Raw genomic sequence first — 20,677 nt, 5'->3', positions numbered from 1 at the left:
TAGTGGCGCAACGGCGTCACAGCGGAAACTTGCCGGACAGCGCCAAGGTCCCGGCGCAGGTCCAGGCGGCGAGCCTGTCCTCGTCGGCGGGTCCGCCGTCCAGCGGACTGGCCAGCCGGGGACGCCGGACCCAGCAACCGGCTTCCTCGGCAATCAGGGCGCCGGCGGAGAAGTCATGTTCGTTGAGCCCGCGTTCGCCGTAGGCGTCGTGGGTCCCGTCAGCCACCATGCAGAGGTCCAGCGCCGCGGAGCCCAGCCGCCGGACGTCGGCGAATCCTTCCATCAGACTGCCCAGCAGTGCAGCCTGCTCGGCGCGGATGGCGGGGTCGTAACTGAAGCCGGTGGCGAGGATCTGTCCTGCGCGGTCCGGCGCCGGGCCCTGGAGCTGGGTCACCCGGCCGCCTTCTTCCAGCCACGCACCCTGGCCGCGGGCAGCGTAGTAGACGCGGCCCAGCGCCGGGGCGTTGACGACGCCGGCCAGCCAGACGCCGTCGGCATCCGCCACTGCCACGGAGGTGGCGTAGTAGACGATGTTCCGGATGAAGTTCGTGGTACCGTCCAGCGGGTCGATGGACCAGCGGTAGCCGGTGGGGGCAGCGGGCCGGGTGGTTCCATGCTCCTCCCCCGTGATGGTGTCCTGTGGCCGGGCGGCCATGATGGCATCCCGGACCGCGTTCTCCGCGGCGACATCAAAGGCCGTAACCCAGTCGCCGGCGTCGCCTTTGTTGCTGACGTCCAGCGTCTCGCCATTGCGGGAAGCCAGCACGGCGGCGCCAGCGGCGGCCGCTTGCCTGGCTACCGCAAGCAGTTCGGTGGTGAGTTCCGGATGGCTCATTCGGCCGCCTTTTCTGATTCTGTGGAGGTCACTTCGGAAGTGGGAGCCGGGCCGTTCGCAAGGAGCTCCCGGAAGCCGTCCTCGTCCAGGACGGGAATTCCGAGCTGTTCGGCTTTGTCCAGTTTGGTGCCTGCGCTTTCGCCGGCAATGACGTAGCTGGTGTTTTTGGAGACCGAGCCGGCAGCTTTGCCACCGCGCAGAAGGATGGCTTCCTTGGCCTCGTCCCGGCTGAAGTTCGGCAGGGAGCCGGTAACCACAATGGTCAACCCTTCCAGGGTCCGCGGAATGGATTCGTCGCGCTCGTCCTCCATGCGGACCCCGGCCGCAGCCCAGCGGTCGATGATTTCCACGTGCCAGTCCTCGGCGAACCACTCCTTCAGCGCAGCGGCGATGGTTGGGCCGACGCCGTCCACATGGGCCAGGTCTTCCTCGGAGGCGTTCCGGATGCCGTCCATGGTGCCGAACGCGGTGGCAATGGCCCGTGAGGCGCGGGGACCAACGTGCCGGATGGACAGGGCAACGAGCACCCGCCACAGGGGCTGCGTCTTGGCTTTGGTCAGTTCGTCGAAAAGCTTGTTCGTGGTTGCCGTGGGCTTGGACGGTGTCTTGGCGGTGGCTCGAGACCAGAAGTACGGGACCAGGTCCCACGTACCCGTGCCCACGCCCTTGGTGCGCTTCTCGCGCCAGACCTTCACATCTGCCAGTTTGTTCCGCAGCTCGTCCAGTCCGGAATCCGCAGCCAGTTCAAACAGAGCGGACTCACTGGTCAGGATGCCGTCGCCGGCCGGTTCCACCCTTCCGCCGTTGGTGGCCGGATCCGCCCCCGGTCCGGAGGTCAGCGCGATGGCTGCCTCCCAGCCCAGGGCCTCGATATCGAAGCCGCCGCGCCCGGCCAGGTGGAAGACGCGCTCCCGAAGCTGCGCCGGGCAGGAGCGGGCGTTGGGGCAGCGGATGTCCACGTCGCCTTCCTTGGCCGGTGCCAGCGGTGTGCCACAGGCCGGGCATGCGGTGGGCATCACGAAGTCCCGCACGGGCGGTTTCTGCTGGTCGCGCAGGGCGAGCACTGGCCCCACAATTTCCGGAATGACATCCCCGGCCTTCCGCAGGACAACGATGTCGCCGATCTTCACACCCTTGGCCTTGACGACGTCCTGGTTGTGCAGCGTGGCCATCTCCACAGTGGACCCGGCCACCTTGACGGGCGTCATGATGCCGAACGGGGTGACGCGTCCGGTGCGTCCAACGTTGACTGCAATGTCCAGAAGTTTGGTGTGGACTTCCTCCGGCGGGTATTTATAGGCCACGGCCCACCGCGGCACCCGGGTGGTGTAGCCCAAGGCACGCTGGGTGGCGAGATCGTCAACCTTGACCACAATGCCGTCGATTTCATGCATGAGGTTGTGCCGCTGGTCGCCATAGCGCTTGATGAAGGCAAGGATCTCCGGCAGGCCCCCGAGAACCTCGAAGTACGGGCTGACGGGAAGGCCCCATTCTTCCAGCACGGCGTAGGTCTGGGACTGGCTCAGGGTTTCCAGCCCTTCGCGCGCACCGATGCCATGGACAAACATCCGCAACGGACGCTTGGCGGTTTCCGCCGGATCCTTTTGCCTGATCGAACCGGCGGCGGCATTCCGGGGGTTGGCCAGCGGCGCCTTGCCGGCTTCGATCAGTGCCTCATTGAATTCCGCAAAAGCCTTGGAAGGGATAAAGACCTCGCCCCGGATTTCCACCTCCGGGGGAAAGCCGGTGCCCGTCAGTTCCGTCGGGATTTCCTTGATCGTCAGGACGTTGTGGGTGATGTCTTCACCCGTGGTTCCGTCACCCCTGGTGGCCGCCCGGACCAGTTTCCCGTCGCGATACAACAGGTTGACCGCGAGGCCGTCAATCTTCAGTTCCGTGAGCCACGCGAGCTGAGCCGTGTCCCCCAGCTTGCTGACGCCGGCCCCGGCTTTGGTGATCCAGGCCTCCAGTTCCTCCAGAGAAAAGACGTCCTCGAGGCTGTACATCCGCTGCAGATGTTCGACGGCGGCGAACGCGGCTGAGACTTCCCCGCCAACCTCCTGCGTAGGCGAATCATTGGCTACCAGCTCCGGATGCAGGGCCTCGATCTCCTCCAGGCGCCGGAACAGTTCGTCGAATTCAGCGTCGGAGACCAGGGGTTCGTCCTCCTGGTAATACGCAAACCGGTACTTCCTGACCAGGTCCGTCAGGTTCTCATATTCTTCGCGCACTGACCCAGCGGGGACGGCGTCCGGCTCGGTTAGTTCCTCAGTGCTGTTTGCTGTTTCCTCTGCGGGGACCGGTGCTGTGCTCACAGACCTATCTTGCCTTACCGCCCCGACATTGCGCCCAAACGCCCACTGCGCCGCCGTGCCCCCGCCGTTAAATGCCGCGGGGCCCGGTGGGCACGGAATGCCCCCCATGTAGGTAGCAGTAACTGTCGTTATGAGCGCTCATAACGACAGTTACTGCTACCTAGTTGGGAAGGTCGGGGCTGAGGACAAGCTCGATCACCGGATAACAAAGGTCAGTGTGAGGCGAGGCGGTTCCGGCTCCACCAGGCGAAGGCGAGGCCGGCGACTCCCACCAGCAGCACGCCTCCCATGATGGCCAGCAGGCCGGGGCCGCCGAAGAGGCCGGCGCCGTCGTTCCGGGAAACGGCGGCGGCCTGTGTGGGCTTGGCCGCCTTGGTGATGGGCTTGTTCCAGTTCGATTCCGTGGATGCAGTTGCGGCCGACGACGACGGGCTGGGGATGGTGGTGCTGGGCGCGGCCGACGGCGTCTCCTCAGCCGGCGACACGCTGGGTTCAGGGGCGAGGGTGGGAACCGGGGCCGGCGCTACGGGCGCGGGCGGCGGCGGCGGGGGCTCGATCACCGGGGCCGACGGCGTCGGTGATGGTGTCGGAGTGCCCGTCGGCCCGGGCTTCTGATTGCCCGGATCACAATTTATGATGCACAACCCCGGCGTAGGTTCGCCTTCTTCGGCCTGCGCCGGGACCGCCGCCGAAAGGCCAACCAGGAGCGCCAGCACCGCAGCGGACACGTCGCGGAGCACGGATGAGGATCGGATCATGGTTACCTTTTCGACAGCGCGCGGCACCCCCCTGCCGCAGCGAACAGTGTTTCCGGTAGTCTCCTACAACGCGGCACGGGCCCGCAAATCCAATGGATTTACGGGCCCGTGGGAAGCAACGGCTCAGCCCCTGTTTTCCGGCGGCAGCGCAATCTGCAGTTTCCGTGCCTTGCCGCGGCCCACGATGTAGCCGCGGCCCGGTATGAACTCCGGGCTGACCCGGCCCAGCGACGTGTTGAGCAGGCTGTCCCCTTCGATGTCGCCCGGGTTGATGAGCAGGCCCCGGCGTCCGGATTTGAAGGGCTGAGACAGCGACCAGGCCGACGACCAGGTTGACGTTTCCGATTCCCCGATAACCCATTGGGCGGCCTTGATGGACGCCGTCACGAGCTGCGAAACGCCCGATTCCGCCACGGTATCCGTGAACTCGGTCAGGCCCTCGATGAAGATTGCCAGCTTCCCGGGGTTCCCGGAAGAGTGCTCCGTGAGGTCCTCGATGATCTCGGCCAGGTCATCGGCACCCACCACGGAACGGTTCCAGAGCGGCAGCGACGCCACCGCGGACCGGCGCGAGCCGATGTACACGAGCTCCGTGTCCGGGTTGGAGCGGCGCAGCGCGTAGGCCAGGGTCACCAGCGCCACCGTCCTGCCGGCCCCTGGCGGACCCGCCAGCAGCAGCGGTCCCTGGCCATGATCTCGGCCGGCTGCAGGGTTTCGTCGTCGACGCCGATGACGGGAAGGTCCGGGCTGCCGGCAGGCAACACATCCAGATCCACCTGTTCGGGAAGCCGCTGGATTTTCGGGGCCGATTCCAGCCCCTGGCGCAGCATCGCCTGACTGAGCTTATGGACTTCGCGGGCCTGCAGCGCCAAGTTGGAGTTGCCGCCCAGGACGGCCAGCTGGACCTCGTAGCCGCCCAGCATGCCGCGCCCCGGCGGTGAAGAGCTGGTGAGGACGTCCTTGGCGACGTCCATGGACATGTAGTCGTCCTCGGACGTCAGCCGCAGCACCAGCCGGCGCTGGATGGAGGCCAGCAACGACGCCGGCACGACGTTGGGCCGGTCACCGGTGACCACCAAGTGGATCCCCAGGGGACGGCCATCGGTGGCCAGCTGCAGGAAGACGTCCCAGAGTGCGGACAGGCGGCTGAATTCGTACGTTTCGCGGAACGCCGATATGCCGTCCAGCAGCACGAAGATCCGCTTCTCGTCCGGGCGGTTGGCCAGGGTCCGGTATTCGACGATGGTGGAGGCCCTGACCTCGGCGAACCGGGCGGACCTTTCGTCGGCGATGTCCCGGAGCAGGCGGAGCAGCCGGCCGACGCGTTCGACGTCGTCACCGTTGATGATCTCGCCGACGTGCGGCAGCTCTTCGAGCATCTTCAGCCCGGAGGAACCGCAATCGATCCCGTAGATGTGGACGGGCCCGCCGCGGGGCGTGACGGCGGCGGCAATCGCGATGCCGCGCAGGGCAGCGGACTTTCCGGAGCCGCCCGTGCCGTAGATGGCCATATTGCCGTCCTGGTCCGGCTCGTAGAACACCGTGGGCTGTTCCTGGCGGGCAGGATCATCCGCCACACCCAGCAGCAGCCGTTCGTCCGTCCGGGGACCCCGGAATGTGGGGCGGCGGCGCAACCGGCCGTTTGGAACTCAAAGAATCTCCTCAAAACGCAATGAGATGTCGTCACCCAGTTCGGCGATGTCGCCGTCGAGCAGGATGGCCATCTCGTTCTGGGCCAGGCGGCGCGGCGGCTGGCCCTGGCGGACCAGGACCGTGCCGTTGGTGGCCTTCAGGTCGCAGAGCATCACGTGCCAGCCTTCGAGCCGCACTTCCACGTGGGAGCGCGAGATGTCGCCGCTGGGGCTGGCCACCTGGACCAGCCGCGGCATCACACCGCCCTGGACCCGGGAAACGGACGGCTGCCGCCCAATAACCAGCGACTGGTCAAGGTCAACCAGTGCACCCGTCGAGACCCGCATCCGGCCCAGCCGTGGCCGGGCCACCTGGACGGCGTCGGCGGGCAGCGGCGAGCCGCAGGCAGCGCACTGCGCGTGGGTGGGCGGATTGGCGTGTCCCCGGCCGCAGACACGGGCCAGCACCAGGGGGACTGCGGCCGAATCCGGCTCCGGAACCGGGGCGGGATGCGCGGCCATTCCGGCGAGGTCGCTCTTCATGATCGTGTGGCCGTCGTGGTCACCGTCGAAGGCGTCCGGGTCTGCTGCCGGCTGCCCTGCGTGCACTTCTGCCTGGACGTCCGCCGGGGGCTGATTCAAAAAGGGCTGATTCAACAGGGGCTGATTCGACGGGGACAGGTTCGACGGCGGCAGAATCAACGCCGGCAGATTGGACGACGGCGCGGCCTGGGCAGCAGGTGTGCTCCCGCCGGTCCGCCACGGGACCGAGTCGATGAGCCGATCATCCGGGCGGCCGGTGTGGCTGCGGCCGGTGTGGGTGCAGGCGGTGTGGCAGCTGGACCTGCGGGTTCGTGGGCGGGCGGTGCCGGAGCCAGGCTGGCTACTGCCTCCGGCTGTCCTGGAGCGTTCGCCTGTGCCGCATCGACCGGTGCCGGAGCCGCGTCGACTGGCGCCGCGGGGGCGCCGCGGGGGCGCCGTGATCTTCTCCGGGTTCGTCGCGGACGGCTGCGTCCTCGATGCGGCGGACAACAGTCCGTTCCCAGAGGTGGTCGTAGCTGCCGGTCATTTCGTGGGCCGGGACCTGATCAGGATGGGCCGTGCGCTCCAGGGCGGGCTCCATGTCCGGCTCGGGCTCCGGGGCTCCGGCAGCAAAGTTGGCGTCATCATCCATGAGCCCCATCACCGTTTCGGCGGAGACCTCCCGGTCATGCTCCCTCACCGCCTCCCGCCCTGGTTCAGCCGCCGCCTCAGGTGCAGTTTCCGGCGCCGGTTCGGAGTCAGGCTCCGCTACCGTTTCAGTGACCGCTTCAGCGTCCGCTACGAGGACGACGCCGCCGGCAGCGGTGGGTGCCTCGACCTCAGCGGGCGTGGCAGCCGGAGCCGCCACCTCGTCCACGGGAATTCCGGTGAGCGACACTGTCAGCGACTCCAGCCGGACCACGCCTTCGCTGAGCGGCAACGCGGGTCCGGGCTGGCCGTCTCCGGCCACAGTGAGGCGGTACCACTCGGGGGTGTCCAGGCGGCGCTCCGTCCAGGTGGTGACGTCCCGCCCGTTCAGGTCCACGGGGCCGCCGGGCAGCTGCACGGTCAGGTCCAGGTCGCCGCGGAGGAAGATCCGGAGCGCGTCACCGGAATCCACTATCCCGAACGACGGTATCTGCGCCAGGGAAACGCCGAAAGTGACGGCGTGGAGCAACTCGTGGACTTCCGGGGCATCCTCCAGCAGGTCCCACAGGGACTGGGCCAGGGCGGGCGGGGTCCCGGGACCCAGGAGGACCACAGTGTTGGCCCGGACAACACCGAGCCAAGTGCCCGCGGCGTATGTTGCGGTGGCCATCTCAGCGTTCCCCTCTTCCGTCGTCCCGGCCGGCCGGCCGGCTGGCGTCAACAATCCGCCCCCGGGGCAGGGTGACCTCCTCCGCGGCATCAGCGGCGGGGCGGGGCGCCGTGGTGGCGATGCCGCCGTCGTTCATTACGTTCCTGGCGTCCACCACAATGACGGTGACGTTGTCCCTTCCGCCGTTGCGGAGCGCGGCCTGGATCAGGGCATCCACCGCGTCCTGCGGATGGCCCACGGTGCTCAGGATCCGGAACATGTGCTCATCCGTCAGCTCGGCATTGAGCCCGTCCGAGCAGACCATGATCCGGTCGCCTTCCTCCACGGGCAGGAGCCAGTAATCAGCCTCGGTCTCGTCCCCCGTGCCCAGCGCCCTCGTGACAACGTGGCGGCGGGGGTGGACGGTGGCTTGCTCAGGCGTGATTTCACCGGCATCCACGAGTTCCTGGACCTCCGAATGGTCCACGCTGACCTGCTCGAAGTGCCCTTGGCTCAGCCGGTACGTGCGGGAATCCCCGATGTTCATGACCAGCCAGTACGGCATGCCCATCTGTTCCACCACAACGGCTCCAGTGAGTGTGGTCCCGGCGCGGGCACCGGTCACCTCCCGGATGGAACTGTCGGCGCGGAGCAGGTATTGCTGGAGCACTGCCGCCGTGACGCTGCGCTCCCCGGTGGCGAGCTGTGGCATGGCAGCGAGGGCGCGGACGCACATGCCGCTGGCAATCTCGCCGGCTTCATGTCCGCCCATGCCGTCTGCCACGGCGAAAACGGGGTCGGAGGCAATAAACGAATCCTCGTTCAATTCCCGGCGCAGCCCGCGGTCCGTGCCGTAGCCGTAACTCAGGCTGAGGCCGGTTCCGTGGTCTGCGTCGGCTGGGTCACTGGCGGGCTGTGAGTTCATGCCTGTCCTAGGTGGAAGGAACGGTCACCAAAGTGGACAGTGGATCCCGGGCTGACAAAAGCGGGCACGCCCGGCTGCAGTGGGGTGCGCCGGCCGTCCGGTGTAGTGACGGCGCAGCCGTTGGTGGAGTTCCGGTCCGTCACCCAAATGCCGGCACCGTCGGTCAGCAGGTGGAGGTGCGTCTTGGAGATCGAGCGGCCGGGATCACTGACCGCCAGGAGCTGGGCCTGCTGCTCCCCCGCCTGGCCAAGGGGGTTCCTGCCCAACAGGACGTTGCGGTCGAGCTGAAAGTCCCGGCCGTCGTCGAGCTTTATCCGCAGCACGGCGACGGGCGCCGCATTCGTTGCGCCGCCGCGCATCTGCGTACGGTCGAGGTCGATATCGGGATGGGACTGGGCGGCAAGCGATGGAACCACAGGGGCCGCGTACGGGACATACGGCTGGAAAGGAGTGGACGACGGCGGCGCGTACGGCTGGGGTGCGAACGGTTGGGGCGCGGATGACGGTTGAGCCGTGTACGGCTGCGGGGCGTACGGGTTCACAACCTGGGCTGGCTTTGCGGCTCCGGCTACGGGCGACGCGACCTTGTGGACCGGCGGGAGGTCCAGGGGCGCGAAACTGTACGGGCCCTGGATGCCGCCGGAGGTGATGGGGTTCCGGCCGTCCTTGACGTCGAACACCAGCGTTTTGGCCGCAGTATCGTGCCAGCCGCGGAGCCTGCCGTTGCGGTCCCAGGTGTTGGACACGACCACCAGCACGGCCCACACCGCGCCGGCCATAAGCAGCGGGCCAAGGATGAAAACGGCCACATCGAACCATTTGAAAATGACGATGGCAACGGCGGCCAGGAGCGTAAGGATGATGCCCGCGCCGGTGATGAGTCCGCGCAGGAACACTCCCCCGGCGCCGGGGGCGTAACCATCCATGTCAGCGCTGCGGATGCCCATGACATGGTTGCCGAGGGTCTTCCCGGAGCGGCCTTCCATGCCCACCACGACCGCCAGGTAGACCAGCGTCAGTCCCAGGCCGATGCTGCCGAACAGGACCAGCGAACCGGTGTCATAGATGATGAAGCCGCCGCTTTGGGTGCGGGTGATTCCCGCGAACCCGATAGCGAAAGTCACCACCAGGACCGCGACGGGGGCCAGCCAGTCGAGCATTGCTGCGCCGAGCCGTTTCCCGCCGTGGCCGGAACAAGCTCAAGATTGGCTGCCATTCCCGTTCCTCCCCCTGGAGCCGTTTGTACTACCGGGATAGTACCGGGATTCTGGCTGGCGTGCGCCGCCGCACGCTCCATCATGGCCCGCTGTGCATGGTCCACGTTGCGTCCGCTGCGTGCCGCCCTGTTGGGCAGCGGAGCACCGCACGCCGGACAGAACGTGGCGCCGCCCCGGATCAGTTGCTGGCACCGCTGGCAGCGCTCGGCCTCGTTCATCATGATTCAGTGGGGTTCTTCCTGCCAGGGTTCCGCAGAACGGCGGACTCATCAGGCTCGGAAGCCACCGCCGTCGTCCCGGGTACGCTTTCCTGTGCTGCCGGATTCAGGGTTCCGGCAGCGTCCGGGCCGGTCCCCACCCTACCGGTGGCGGGCCGCCATCCGGGGGAACCCTGGCCGGACGGACGCACCAGCGGGCCCAGCCCGAGCCTGGCGCCACGCAGCTTAAGGGCGTTGCGGCCATCAGCCAGCAGCGACCGGGGCGAGAAGCGGGCCTGCTGGCGGCGCCAGAAACCCAACGCCCCGGTCATCTCCTTCAGCGAGCCGTCCACGATGGTCCAGTATTCCCGGACCTCCTCCTCGCTGGGCTGGCCAACGCCGAAGATGGAGGCGTCCGCACGGTTCGCCAGCATGGTGGTGGTCTGCCCGGTGGCCGGGAACGAGTCAGCAAGCACCACTGCGCTTTCGCGCCGGGTTGCACGGGTGTCGATGCCTGCGCCCAAATCAGTGGCGAGGCTCACCACCTCGTTCCAACCGCCGCCCACACGCTGGGCCGGGTGACCCTCCGTGAGTCGGGCCTTCCGGCGTCGTGATTTAAGGAGCGCGATCAGCAGCAGCGGCAGGGCAAGGATGGACAGCGGGATCAGAACAATGCCCAGGGCCCCGAGCAGGGCACCCCAGAAGAGCCACGGATTGTTTTTCTTCTCGTCGGCGTCCAGGGCGTCCGGCGAGGAATCCGGCGGCAGATCGGCCGGTTCCTGCGGCGGGGGCGGCGGCTGCAGCACCTGGGGCTTGGGTTTGGACTTGTTTTCGGGGTCCGGCGGGATGGGGACGTTGTCCTCGGGCGGCGTGGGGTCGAAGCTGACCCAACCCACCCGGTCGAAGGCCACCTCAACCCAGGCGTGGACGTCCTTGCCCGTGATCTTTACCTCGCCGGCACCGTTCTCCGGGCTGGTCGGATCGGGGTAGAAGCCCATGACCACACGTGACGGGATGCCCAGGTGGCGGAGCATCAGCGACATGGACACGGCATACTGCTCGTCGTCGCCGAGCATCTGCTTAGCGGTCAGGAGGTTCCTGATCCGCGACGAGCTGTGGCCGGACACGCTGGGCAGCTGGCCGTCGGCGACCAGGCCGTTGCGTTTTTCAGGGGCGCGATCACCAGGTTCTGGCCCACCACGGCAGTGACGTGATCGGCGTTGACCACCGGCGCCAGGGCGCCCGGCGGCTGGACGTTCACCACGACTTTTCCGGTGACCGTTGCCCGGCCGTCCCAGATGGTGACTTCCACGTTTTTCTTGCCGGCGGTGGCTCCGGAGTCCTGGAACGTCAGCAATCCGTCACGCCGGACCTTGACCTGGTCCTGGTCGTTGTCTGCCTTGGCGTCCAGCAGGACGAGGTCGTCGCCGTCGGGATCCACCCAGTCGGTGAGGATGTTCTGGCTGACGGTTTTGCCCTGTTCCACCAGCATGGTGGTGGAGTCTCCGCCGCGCTTGAATGCGGGCGGCTTGTTTTCATCGGCTGCCACCACGTTGAGCGTGACCTGTCCGCCTGCTGAAAGTCCCCGGCCGTCCGCGGCGTTGTAGCTGAACGTCTCGGCGCCGGGCCGAGCGTCCGCGGGAACGGAGATCTGGAACGCGGTGCCGCCGTAGATGCTCTCCAGCGTTCCGGCTTTGGGCCCTGAATCGCCGACGGCGGCGGTCAGGACGTCGCCGTCAGGATCCGAATCGTTGTCCAGGACGCTGAGGATGGTGGTCCACCCCGGACGAACGCCCAGCGTGTCCGGTTTGGTTTCCGGCGGCCGGTTCGGTTTGGTGCGGTCCGGCAGGACGTTGATGGTGTTGTTGTCCGCCGATTCCTGGTCCTGCTCATCGGATTCGTTCTTCGGGGGAACAACGTCGTCCCAGTTGTTCACGAGCTGCATGTTCTGGTTCACCAGCCACACATTCCCCGAATTCACATCGTTCAGGACCACCAGGTCCCGGTTCACCCGGAAAACGTACGACGGCGACGCACTCGCCTTGGGCACGTCAACGTTCTTGTCATCAGCATCATTGGTGCAGTCACGGACATACTCGTTCGCCGCGGACCACGCAGCATGCACACACCCGGCCAGCTGCACCGGAGCCGCCGGCACACCCTCGCCATCAAAGGTGACCGTCTTCGCCGTGGACCCGTCCAGCGGCTGCTTCAGCAACGCCTTCTGCGTCGAAACCGCCACAAAATCACTCGCCGGGCCGCCCTGCTGCAGCTTCGCATCCCGCGCATTCTCCAACTGCAGCCGCTTACCGCCCGGCAGGAACAGCTTCCCTGCAGCAGCATCCAACACCACCGGCTTGTCCCCCACCACCGTGATCTGCAGGTCCCCTGCACCCTTAAGCTCACCCCAGGTACTGGAATCGGTGGATACCACTTCGCCGTTCGCGTCCACCTCCGTGACAGTCACCGCGCCCGACTTGGGATCGGCACTGTAGATACGGTCATCGGTACCGACTGCGGACACAAGGCCTTCGGAGCCAACCATCACAGGTTCGGAGGCTTCCTGGTCAAAACCATTTACTGTGGACGGCGACACCGCCCAGACCTTCCCCGATGCGGCGTCCGTCACTGAGATCACGCTGGCACCGAAGCTCACATCCGCCGAACCCGGCAGCTGCCTGTCCCCGCCGAGGCGCATGTTCGCAGGAGAAACCTGGTTCAACGTCGAACCCGTCTCATCATCCACAAACACATCCCCGGCATTCTGGAGAATGTCGAAAGTCGTACTCGCCGGCGTCACCGCACCATCCAACACACGCGAGGGATAATTCAGACGACCCACGGCATTCTTGGACTTGGAGACTACCCACACGCCGCCGTCGTTCAACTCCACCTCAGTGGTCTTAAACCCCGGATAGATGATCGCGCCGGCAACCAGCACAGCGCCGGCCGCGGCAAAGGCCGAACCCGTAACGATCTTGTTGTGGCGCTTCTTGAGACCGAACTTCCACAGCAGTGATGTCACAGCGTTACGAATCCCTCAATTGTGTCGCGGCCCCCAGTGCGGCCCCTCCAAAGACCCGATACCGGGCTCTCTGTTCCCCGCGTCAGCCTACCGACGCATGGCTGCTGCCGCGATGGGGAGCGCTCCCCTAGTGCTGCGCGACAGGCCGCCGCCAGGGTCGACTATAGCGCGATACGCCAACAACTGGATAAACCCGAAGGTCAGGACAAACACGTCCCTGACGCTCAGCAATGGGGTATTCCATGGCTCCCGGACCGTCCCAGTTTCGTGGGCGACGCCACGATGTAACGTCCGGACCGGCGCCTCTTGCTGCGCGCGGATTTTGTGGCACGCGGATTTGTTGCGCAAGCCATTCCGCGAAGTTCATGGCCGGGGACGGTAAACGGCTAGTCGAGGACCAGGCCTTTTCCTTGACCGCGTGCCAAGAGCACGGGATGGATTTCGCCGAACCCACGGACATTTTCAGCAGGCTGCGGAACGAGAATGAAGCGCTTGTCCTGGTCCAGCGCGGATGCAGTCATGGAGTCGATCAGGACCGTTCCCGGATCCGCCAACGTGGTGAGACGGGCGGCGAGGTTGACCGTGGGGCCGTAGATGTCCCCCAGCCGGGACAGTATCCTGCCCCAGACCATCGCCACCCGCGCTTCCGGCAGGATCTCGTCTTCGGTGAACGCCTGTGCCAGGGCCAGCGAGATCTCGGCTCCGGCAGCCGGAGTCTCCGCGATATACAGGACTTCGTCGCCTACCGTCTTGACCAGCCGCCCGCCGCCAACGGAAATGATCTCGGCGCATTTGTTCTCAAAGCGCTGGACCAGCCGGGCGAGGGTCTTTTCATTCATCCGGCGGGAGAGACTCGTATACGAAACGAGGTCAGCAAAGCCGACGGCGCGGGCCAGCGGCAGCGGGGCGTCGTCTTCGTCCCCGTCGCGGCCTTCTTCGCTGGCCTGCAGGCCGGCTTCGGCGCGCACGGCCAGGCGTTGCACGCCGGCATTGAGTTGCCGCCGCCACGAATAGACCAGCATCTCCTCTAGTGCATCCAGTAGGGAGGGAAGTTCCTTCACCAGGCGCTTGCGGGCCACAGCGTCCGTCACGCCCTGCTCGTGGACCATGTCCTCCACCAGGGCCTCGATCTGCCAGACCACCATGCGGTCTGTCATCTGTCCGATGGACCGGGTCACGGAGATGGCGGCTTCCTCGGTCAGCACTCCGGTGCGGACCAGGTCAACCACGGTGGACAGCGCAGCCTGATCCCGTTCGGTGAAGGCGACGTCTTCGTCGCCGAAGTTCGGGAAGCCGAGGGCACGCCACAGCTTCCGGGCCGAAAGGAGGGACAGCCCTGCGCCGGCGGCCACCTCACGGCGCCGCAGCTTCCGTTCGCCGCCCAACAGCCGGGCCTCGAGAGCCTTGGCAGCCACTCGTTCCGGAGAGAGTGTGCCTGTTGCCGGGTGGGCGGTTTCGGGCACGGCGGGAGCCGGCAGGTCTGCTTCGTCCCGCTGGTCCTCATCGTTCATCGTCTCCACCTTCTCTCAACTCCCACGGCAACGTTTCGTCTGTGTAATCCGATATCTCATCAGTCCCCGGGTCCCCGCCCACAGGCAGTTCGTCAATCGCATCCAGCACGAAGTCCCGGAACCGCACTGCTTCCGGGACGTCCTGGATGTTCACCACACCTTGGTACCCGGTTTCCAAGGATATATTCCCGGAGCGCAATATGCGCTGCAGCACCGACTGGTGGACCGTCACGTTGCGGATCGACGCGAGGTTGACCTGCTCGTCCCGGCGCCGCACCATGCCGTAGCGGGCAACAATCCGCCTGCTCGTCAGGATGTACCGGGTTGCCTGCCACCGCAGCAGCCGAGGCAGGCAATATGCCAACCATATCCACGCAGCGGCCAAGACGCATGCAAGGACGATCCACGGTGTCCAGTCAGCGGAAGCCACGGGCACCAGCCGGGTAGCCTCACCCCGCACCGTCCAGGCACTGGCAAAAGCTGCAGCGGCCGGCGCCGCAATGAAGGCTGCGGCCGGGCCGGCCAGCTTCCTCGGCTGCGGGCGGGTGATTGTAATGACCTGCTCGCCCGGCACGAGGCCTTTACGCATAGCCGCTTTCAGCGCCCTGGCCCGGCGGGGTCCACGGGCGCAGGTGGACAACATCGCCGGCGGTGACCACATGCTCGCGGCGGTCCTTGTCCACCACCAGCAGTGAGCCGTACTCGTCCAGCCTCGAAGCGTGCCCGATGATCTCGTGGTCACCGGGCAGCTGCGCGCGCACTTGCTTGCCCAGCGTCACCATGGCGGACTCCACCCGTTTGTGGAGCGAAGGGCCGCCGGCAATCCCCGCGGTGGGGTCGCCGTCGGCATTGCAGAAGCTGCGGTAGAGCACGGCGAAATGGGCGAGGTAGCTCTTGAGCAGCACGGTCCGATCAACAGTCAGCGGTTCTTCCAGGGCAACCGACGTCGCTGTGGGCACCGGGAGTTCCGACGCGGTCAAAGTCACGTTCAGGCCGGTCCCCAAAATGACCGGAGGAACCGAGCCGTCCCCCATGGGCCCCAGCTGGGCCAGGATCCCGGCGATCTTGCGGCCACGGACCAGGACGTCATTGGGCCACTTGAGCTCGGCCGGAATACCCGCGGTCTCAAGCAGCGTCTCCCGCAGCGCCAGCGCGCCCAGCAGCGACAGCCACGAATACGTGTGCGTGGGCAGGGGCCTGCCCTCGGCATTGGCGGGCCGAAGAACCACCGACACCGACACCGAGCTCAGCGGCGGCGCATCCCACCGCCGGTCCAGGCGTCCCCGGGCAGCAGTCTGGTACTCGGCCGTCAGCACCGACAGGTCCGGCCACTCCTTTGGCTCAACCGTCACCGAGCGCAGGAGGTCCGCGTTGGTGGAACCGGTGGAGTCCACCACCACCACCTTGGCGATGCCCGTGGCCGCCAGGAAATCCTGGTCCGCCAAGGCTCCACGATCCAACGGATTTCCTGGGGTGTGTGAGTCATCCATGGTTGAATCCTATCGACTCAGGCGCCGCCGCTGGCTGTTCCCACAGCCACATGACTGGAACCCGCGGCTCAGAGGAATATGTCCGGAACCAGGCGATCCTCCGCGGCCCCGAGGCTGTACGGACGGAAGTCGGTGACACCCGCCGCGCGGAGCACCTGTTCGTCCGTATAGAAGTTGCCGCTGGGCGCACCGGCGCCGGCCAGGTTGCTGCCGGTCAGGACGGCGTGGGCTGCGTCGGCCATGATCTGTGGTCCGCGCGCGGCCTGGACGATCTCCTGGCCGCCGGGCATGTTCCGGATGGCCGCGGTATCGATGAGCGTGCACGGCCAGAGCGAGTTGACGTTGATTCCGTCGGCCTTGAGTTCTTCGGCAAGGCCCAGCGTGGTGAGGCTCATCCCGTATTTGGCCATGGTGTAGGCCAGGTGCCTGCCTGCCCAGTGGGGGTCAAGGTTCAGGGGCGGCGACAGCGTCAGGATGTGCGCGTGGGCCGATTTGCGGAGGGCGGGCAGTGACAGCTTGGACAGCAGGAACGTGCCGCGGACATTGATGTCCTGCATCAGGTCGTAGCGTTTCATGTCCACGTCGTCGGTGGTGGAGAGATCGATCGCGGATGCATTGTTGAGCACGATGTCGATCCCGCCGAAGCGTTCGACGGCGGCCGCCACGGCTCCTGCGACGTCTTCGTCACTGCGCACATCACCGACGATTGCCAGGGCGTGGCCCCCGGCAGCCTCCACCTGCTCGGCGGCGCTGAAGACGGTGCCTGCCAGCTTGGCATGGGGCTGGCCGGTCTTGGCCATGAGGACAATATTGGCACCGTCCTGCGCGGCCCGGGTGGCAATGGCCAGCCCGATGCCGCGGCTGCCGCCGGACATCAGAATGGTGCGGCCCCGAAGGGACCCGGCGGCCTGGTACGGCGTTGCGGCAGTGGACCTTGCGTCGTTGCTGGAAGTCATGGCTCCACTGTAGCCGAGGTATATTACTGGTGGGTAACATAGGGGCTGGCCGCTGGAAGGTGCGGAAAATTGTAGGTTTTCTACAGTCGTCCCACTCAGATGCGTCATTAGACTAGCCAGCAGGGTTCGTCTTTTGTGCGGAATCTACTTAAATCCCGCGCCTGACCTGCCTATTACCCACCGCACGCAGCACCACATTGTTACAGCACCAATCTGCTACAGAGCCGGAGACACTTGATGAGCCACGATCTGACAACGACAGCGGGAAAGATCGCCGATTTCCGCGACCGCCAGGCCCGTGCAGAACAACCCTCCGGCCCCGAAGCCATCGAAAAGCAGCACGCCCGCGGCAAGAACACCGCCCGCGAGCGCGTGGACCTCCTGCTGGACGAAGGCTCGTTCGTGGAGCTTGACGCGCTGGCGGTGCACCGCTCCACCGCCTTCGGCATGGAAAAGAAGAAGCCGCTCGGCGACGGGCTGGTCTCCGGCTACGGCACCGTGGACGGGCGTCCCGTTGCCGTCTACAGCCAGGACTTCTCGGTCTACGGCGGATCGTTGAGCCAGGTCAACGGCGAGAAGATCGTCAAGGTCCAGGAATTCGCCCTGCGCAACGGCTGCCCCGTAGTGGGCATCCTCGACGGCGGCGGTGCCCGCATCCAGGAAGGTGTGGCCTCGCTGGCCATGTTTGCCGACATCTTCCGCAATAACGTCCACGCTTCCGGCGTCGTCCCGCAGATCTCGCTCATCATGGGACCGTCCGCCGGCGGCGCGGCCTACTCCCCCGCCCTCACGGACTACGTGGTGATGGTGGACAAGACCTCGCACATGTTCATCACGGGACCGGACGTCATCAAGACCGTCACGGGCGAAGACGTGGACATGGAAACCCTCGGCGGCGCCCGCCAGCACAATGCCAACACAGGCACCTCCACGTACCTCGCCTCCGACGAAGCCGACGCCATCGAGTTCGTCCGCGAGCTGCTGGACTTCCTGCCGTCCAACAACCTCTCCGAGGCCCCGGTGCTGGAGCACCAGCAGGAGCTGGAGATCAACGACGACGACCTCGCCCTGGACACGCTCGTCCCCGACTCTGCCAACCAGCCGTACGACATGCGCACAGTAATCGAGCAGATCGTTGACGACGCACACTTCCTGGAGATGCAGTCCCTGTATGCCCCCAACGTCATCATCGGCTACGGCCGGGTTGAGGGACACACCGTGGGGATCGTGGCCAACCAGCCGCTGCAGTTCGCCGGCACGCTGGACATTGCAGCGTCGGAGAAGGCCGCCCGCTTCGTCCGGAACTGCGACGCCTTCAACGTCCCCATCATCACCCTGGTGGATGTGCCCGGCTTCCTGCCCGGCAAGGACCAGGAGTTCCAGGGCATCATCCGCCGCGGCGCCAAGCTGCTGTACGCCTACGCCGAAGCCACCGTCCCCAAGCTGACGGTCATCACCCGCAAGGCCTACGGCGGAGCGTACATCGTGATGGGCTCCAAGAAGCTCGGCGCGGACCTGAACCTGGCCTGGCCCACGGCGCAGATCGGCGTGATGGGTGCCCAGGGCGCCGTCAACATCCTGTACCGCCGCGACCTGGCCGCCGTTGCCGAGGCCGGCGGGGACGTTGAGGCCCGGCGCGCCGAGGTCATCCGCCAGTACGAAGAAGAGTTGCTGAACCCCTACCAGGCCGCCCAGCTGGGCTACGTGGACGCGGTCATCGCACCGTCCGATACCCGGGGCCAGATCATCAGGGGCCTTCGCGCCCTCCGCGACAAGCGGGCGAGCCTGCCCACCAAGAAGCACGGGAACATCCCGCTGTGATCGCGAAAGATCCGCTGCTCGGAGCCCCGTTGGTTGAGCCTGTCGAAACCAATGCGCCCGCCGATGCCCCCGTGTTTTCTGTAGTCAAAGGGCAACCGTCGGCCGAGGAGCTCGCGGCGCTGACCGCCGTCGTGCTTTCCCTGGGCAGCGCGGACGCCGTGGCCGACGGGAGGCCCACCGCCCGCGACTGGGTGCGCCGCCAGCAGCTGCGGCTCGCCCCGACGCCGGGACCCGGCGCCTGGAGGCGGAGCCGGGGTTAGGCTCGTGGGGTGACTACTGAAGCCGCCCCTGCCGCCCGTCCGCACTCCGCCATCGATGCCGTGGCGGATGACTATACCGATACACTCATCCGGCTGAACCCGTCGCTTGCCACCACGCTGGGGCTGCCGGGGCACGAGACCGAGTACCCGGATTACTCCCCCGCCGGCATCGCCAGTTTCGCGGCGGAAGCCCGCAAGGCCCTTGCTGCCCTGGAGGACCTGGTGCCCCAGGACGACGTTGATGCGGTCACCCTCGACGCCATGCGGGAACGGCTGGGCCTCCAGCTGGAAATCCACGAGTCGGGCTGGGACGAGGCGGAGCTGAACAACATCGCCTCCCCTGCACAGGACATCCGGGCCGTTTTCGACCTGATGCCCACAGACACGGCTGAGCACTGGGAGCACATCGCCGGCCGCGCCCTGAACGTCCCCGGCGCCCTCCGCGGCTACATCGGATCCCTGCGCCAGGCCCGGGACGCGGGCAAGGTCTCGGCCGAACGCCAGGTCTCCATCGTCATCGAGCAGACCGCCAAATACGCCGCCGAAGACGGCTTCTTCGCCAAGCTCGCCGCCGGGGCCCGGACTGTCGACGGTCCCCTCCCCGGCGAAACGCAGGAAAGGCTCGACGCCGGAGCTGCCGCTGCGCGCGGTGCCTACCGGGAGCTCGCGGAGTTCCTCCGCACGGAACTGCTCCCTGCCGCGCCGCAGCAGGACGCCGTCGGCCGGGAACGCTACGCCCTGGCCTCGCGCTCCTTCCTGGGCGCCGCCGTCGACCTCGAAGAGACCTACGCGTGGGGAGTCCAGGAACTCGACCGGCTCATCACCGAGCAGGAAAATGTCGCGTCCATCATCAAGGCAGGGGCCAGCATCGAGGAGGCCAAGGACGTCCTCAACAACGACCCGGCCCGCCAACTCAAGGGCACGGAGGCCCTCAAGGCGTGGATGCAGGAACTCTCGGACAAGGCAGTTGCCGAGCTTGCCGGCGTGCACTTCGAGATCCCGGACGTGATGAAGAAGCTTGAATGCCTCATCGCCCCGACCGACGAGGGTGGCATCTATTACACAGGCCCCTCCGATGACTTCAGCCGACCCGGCCGGATGTGGTGGTCAGTTCCCGCCGGCGAAGACACCTTCACCACTTGGGCCGAAACCACCACGGTCTTCCATGAAGGCGTCCCCGGCCACCACCTGCAGGTGGCAACCGCCACCTACCGGCGGGAACTGCTGAACAAGTGGCGGCGGAACATCTGCTGGACTTCCGGCCACGGCGAGGGCTGGGCCCTGTACGCCGAAAAGCTTATGCAGGAACTCGGCTACCTGGCCGATCCCGGCGACCACATGGGCATGCTGGACATGCAGCGCATGCGGGCAGCCCGCGTGGTGTTCGACATCGGCGTCCACCTGGAACTGGAGATCCCCGAACGCTGGGGCAGCGGAACCTGGACCCCGGAGGCGGGCTACGACTTCCTCAAGGAAAACCTGCCCATCAGCGAAGGCCAGCTCAAATTCGAATTCACCCGCTACCTCGGCTGGCCCGGCCAGGCCCCGTCCTACAAAGTGGGACAGCGCCTCTGGGAACAAATCCGGGCCGACCTCGAAACCCGGCCCGGCTTCGACCTCAAGGCCTTCCACACGCGAGCACTGAACATCGGCTCCGTAGGCCTAGATACCCTCCGCCGGGCGCTGCTTTCGTAGGTTCGGCCCCGGCCGGGGCCCCGGTGATTGAGCCTGTCGAAATCCAGGTCTCGACAGGCTCGACCACCGGATTCGGTGAGACTCTTGCCACATCGCCGCCGGGAATAACTTCACAATTGCCTTGAGTGGCGCCGGATTTGTGGGGATTCCCGGGCTTCGAACGCGATGGGGTGGCGTAACATTTCTCAACATCTGTTCGCCGTGATAAGAAACCCGGGCCTA

The 20,677-nt window shown here is 66.5% G+C and carries 14 protein-coding genes and 3 pseudogenes; 3 read left to right on the top strand and 14 right to left on the bottom strand.

Features of this window, described 5'->3' with window-relative positions:
• Positions 1-16: 16 nt before the first annotated feature.
• The 14 genes and pseudogenes from ACVWY0_RS04055 to ACVWY0_RS03990 form a co-directional block, all read right to left on the bottom strand.
• Positions 17-835: an inositol monophosphatase family protein gene (locus ACVWY0_RS04055; protein ID WP_485835531.1), complete on the bottom strand. Its 819-nt coding sequence runs from the start codon at positions 833-835 to the stop codon at positions 17-19.
• The gene (gene ligA / locus ACVWY0_RS04050; RefSeq protein ID WP_485835530.1) at positions 832-3,150 is read right to left on the bottom strand and encodes an NAD-dependent DNA ligase LigA; all 2,319 of its coding nucleotides are present in this window, start codon (positions 3,148-3,150) and stop codon (positions 832-834) included. Before ligA ends, ACVWY0_RS04055 begins: the two co-directional genes overlap by 4 nt.
• Before the next feature lie 212 nt (positions 3,151-3,362).
• Positions 3,363-3,908 carry a hypothetical protein gene (locus ACVWY0_RS04045; RefSeq protein WP_485835529.1) on the bottom strand — a complete coding sequence of 182 codons (546 nt, stop codon included), beginning with the start codon at positions 3,906-3,908 and terminating at the stop codon, positions 3,363-3,365.
• Between the two features lie 123 nt (positions 3,909-4,031).
• A pseudogene (locus ACVWY0_RS04040) lies at positions 4,032-5,515 on the bottom strand (FtsK/SpoIIIE domain-containing protein); the annotation flags it as partial.
• 42 nt (positions 5,516-5,557) lie between these two features.
• The gene (locus ACVWY0_RS04035; RefSeq protein ID WP_485835528.1) at positions 5,558-6,181 is read right to left on the bottom strand and encodes an FHA domain-containing protein; all 624 of its coding nucleotides are present in this window, start codon (positions 6,179-6,181) and stop codon (positions 5,558-5,560) included.
• 241 nt (positions 6,182-6,422) lie between these two features.
• A complete protein-coding gene (locus tag ACVWY0_RS04030) occupies positions 6,423-7,379 on the bottom strand; it encodes a hypothetical protein (RefSeq protein ID WP_485835527.1) in 957 nt (318 codons plus the stop codon).
• A gap of 1 nt (position 7,380) precedes the next feature.
• A complete protein-coding gene (locus tag ACVWY0_RS04025) occupies positions 7,381-8,283 on the bottom strand; it encodes a PP2C family protein-serine/threonine phosphatase (protein WP_485835526.1) in 903 nt (300 codons plus the stop codon).
• Positions 8,280-9,721 (bottom strand): annotated as a pseudogene (locus ACVWY0_RS04020) (RDD family protein). The gene ACVWY0_RS04025 and the pseudogene ACVWY0_RS04020 overlap by 4 nt, the downstream one beginning before the upstream one ends.
• Positions 9,718-10,857: pseudogene (locus ACVWY0_RS04015) on the bottom strand (transglutaminase-like domain-containing protein); the annotation flags it as partial. The pseudogenes ACVWY0_RS04020 and ACVWY0_RS04015, both read right to left, overlap by 4 nt.
• On the bottom strand, positions 10,785-12,722 hold the full coding sequence (locus tag ACVWY0_RS04010) for an Ig-like domain-containing protein (protein ID WP_485835525.1): 1,938 nt from the start codon (positions 12,720-12,722) through the stop codon (positions 10,785-10,787). The gene ACVWY0_RS04010 and the pseudogene ACVWY0_RS04015, both read right to left, overlap by 73 nt.
• Positions 12,723-13,108: 386 nt before the next feature.
• The gene (locus ACVWY0_RS04005) at positions 13,109-14,233 is read right to left on the bottom strand and encodes an adenylate/guanylate cyclase domain-containing protein (protein ID WP_141139924.1); all 1,125 of its coding nucleotides are present in this window, start codon (positions 14,231-14,233) and stop codon (positions 13,109-13,111) included.
• Positions 14,223-14,822 carry a PH domain-containing protein gene (locus ACVWY0_RS04000; RefSeq protein ID WP_485835524.1) on the bottom strand — a complete coding sequence of 200 codons (600 nt, stop codon included), beginning with the start codon at positions 14,820-14,822 and terminating at the stop codon, positions 14,223-14,225. The genes ACVWY0_RS04005 and ACVWY0_RS04000 overlap by 11 nt, the downstream gene beginning before the upstream one ends.
• Positions 14,815-15,723, bottom strand: coding sequence for a biotin--[acetyl-CoA-carboxylase] ligase (locus ACVWY0_RS03995; protein WP_485835523.1), 909 nt, complete (start codon positions 15,721-15,723; stop codon positions 14,815-14,817). The genes ACVWY0_RS04000 and ACVWY0_RS03995 overlap by 8 nt, the downstream gene beginning before the upstream one ends.
• Before the next feature lie 68 nt (positions 15,724-15,791).
• Complete coding sequence (locus tag ACVWY0_RS03990) at positions 15,792-16,679, bottom strand: SDR family oxidoreductase (RefSeq protein WP_485835522.1); 888 nt, start codon at positions 16,677-16,679, stop codon at positions 15,792-15,794.
• Positions 16,680-16,916: 237 nt separating this feature from the next.
• Here ACVWY0_RS03990 and ACVWY0_RS03985 point away from each other — a divergent pair, with 237 nt between their 5' ends.
• From ACVWY0_RS03985 to ACVWY0_RS03975, 3 genes are read left to right on the top strand one after another with little or no spacing between them, the layout of a single operon-like run.
• Positions 16,917-18,500 carry an acyl-CoA carboxylase subunit beta gene (locus ACVWY0_RS03985; RefSeq protein ID WP_485835521.1) on the top strand — a complete coding sequence of 528 codons (1,584 nt, stop codon included), beginning with the start codon at positions 16,917-16,919 and terminating at the stop codon, positions 18,498-18,500.
• On the top strand, positions 18,497-18,760 hold the full coding sequence (locus ACVWY0_RS03980; RefSeq protein ID WP_485835520.1) for an acyl-CoA carboxylase subunit epsilon: 264 nt from the start codon (positions 18,497-18,499) through the stop codon (positions 18,758-18,760). Before ACVWY0_RS03985 ends, ACVWY0_RS03980 begins: the two co-directional genes overlap by 4 nt.
• A gap of 9 nt (positions 18,761-18,769) precedes the next feature.
• Positions 18,770-20,455, top strand: a complete 1,686-nt coding sequence (locus tag ACVWY0_RS03975) for a DUF885 domain-containing protein (RefSeq protein WP_485835519.1) — start codon at positions 18,770-18,772, stop codon at positions 20,453-20,455.
• The last annotated feature ends 222 nt before the right edge of the window (positions 20,456-20,677 follow it).

This window comes from Arthrobacter sp. UYNi723, assembly GCF_054057635.1.
The sequence above is the reverse complement of the archived record's forward strand: the minus strand, read 5'-3'. Positions and strand labels throughout refer to the sequence as shown.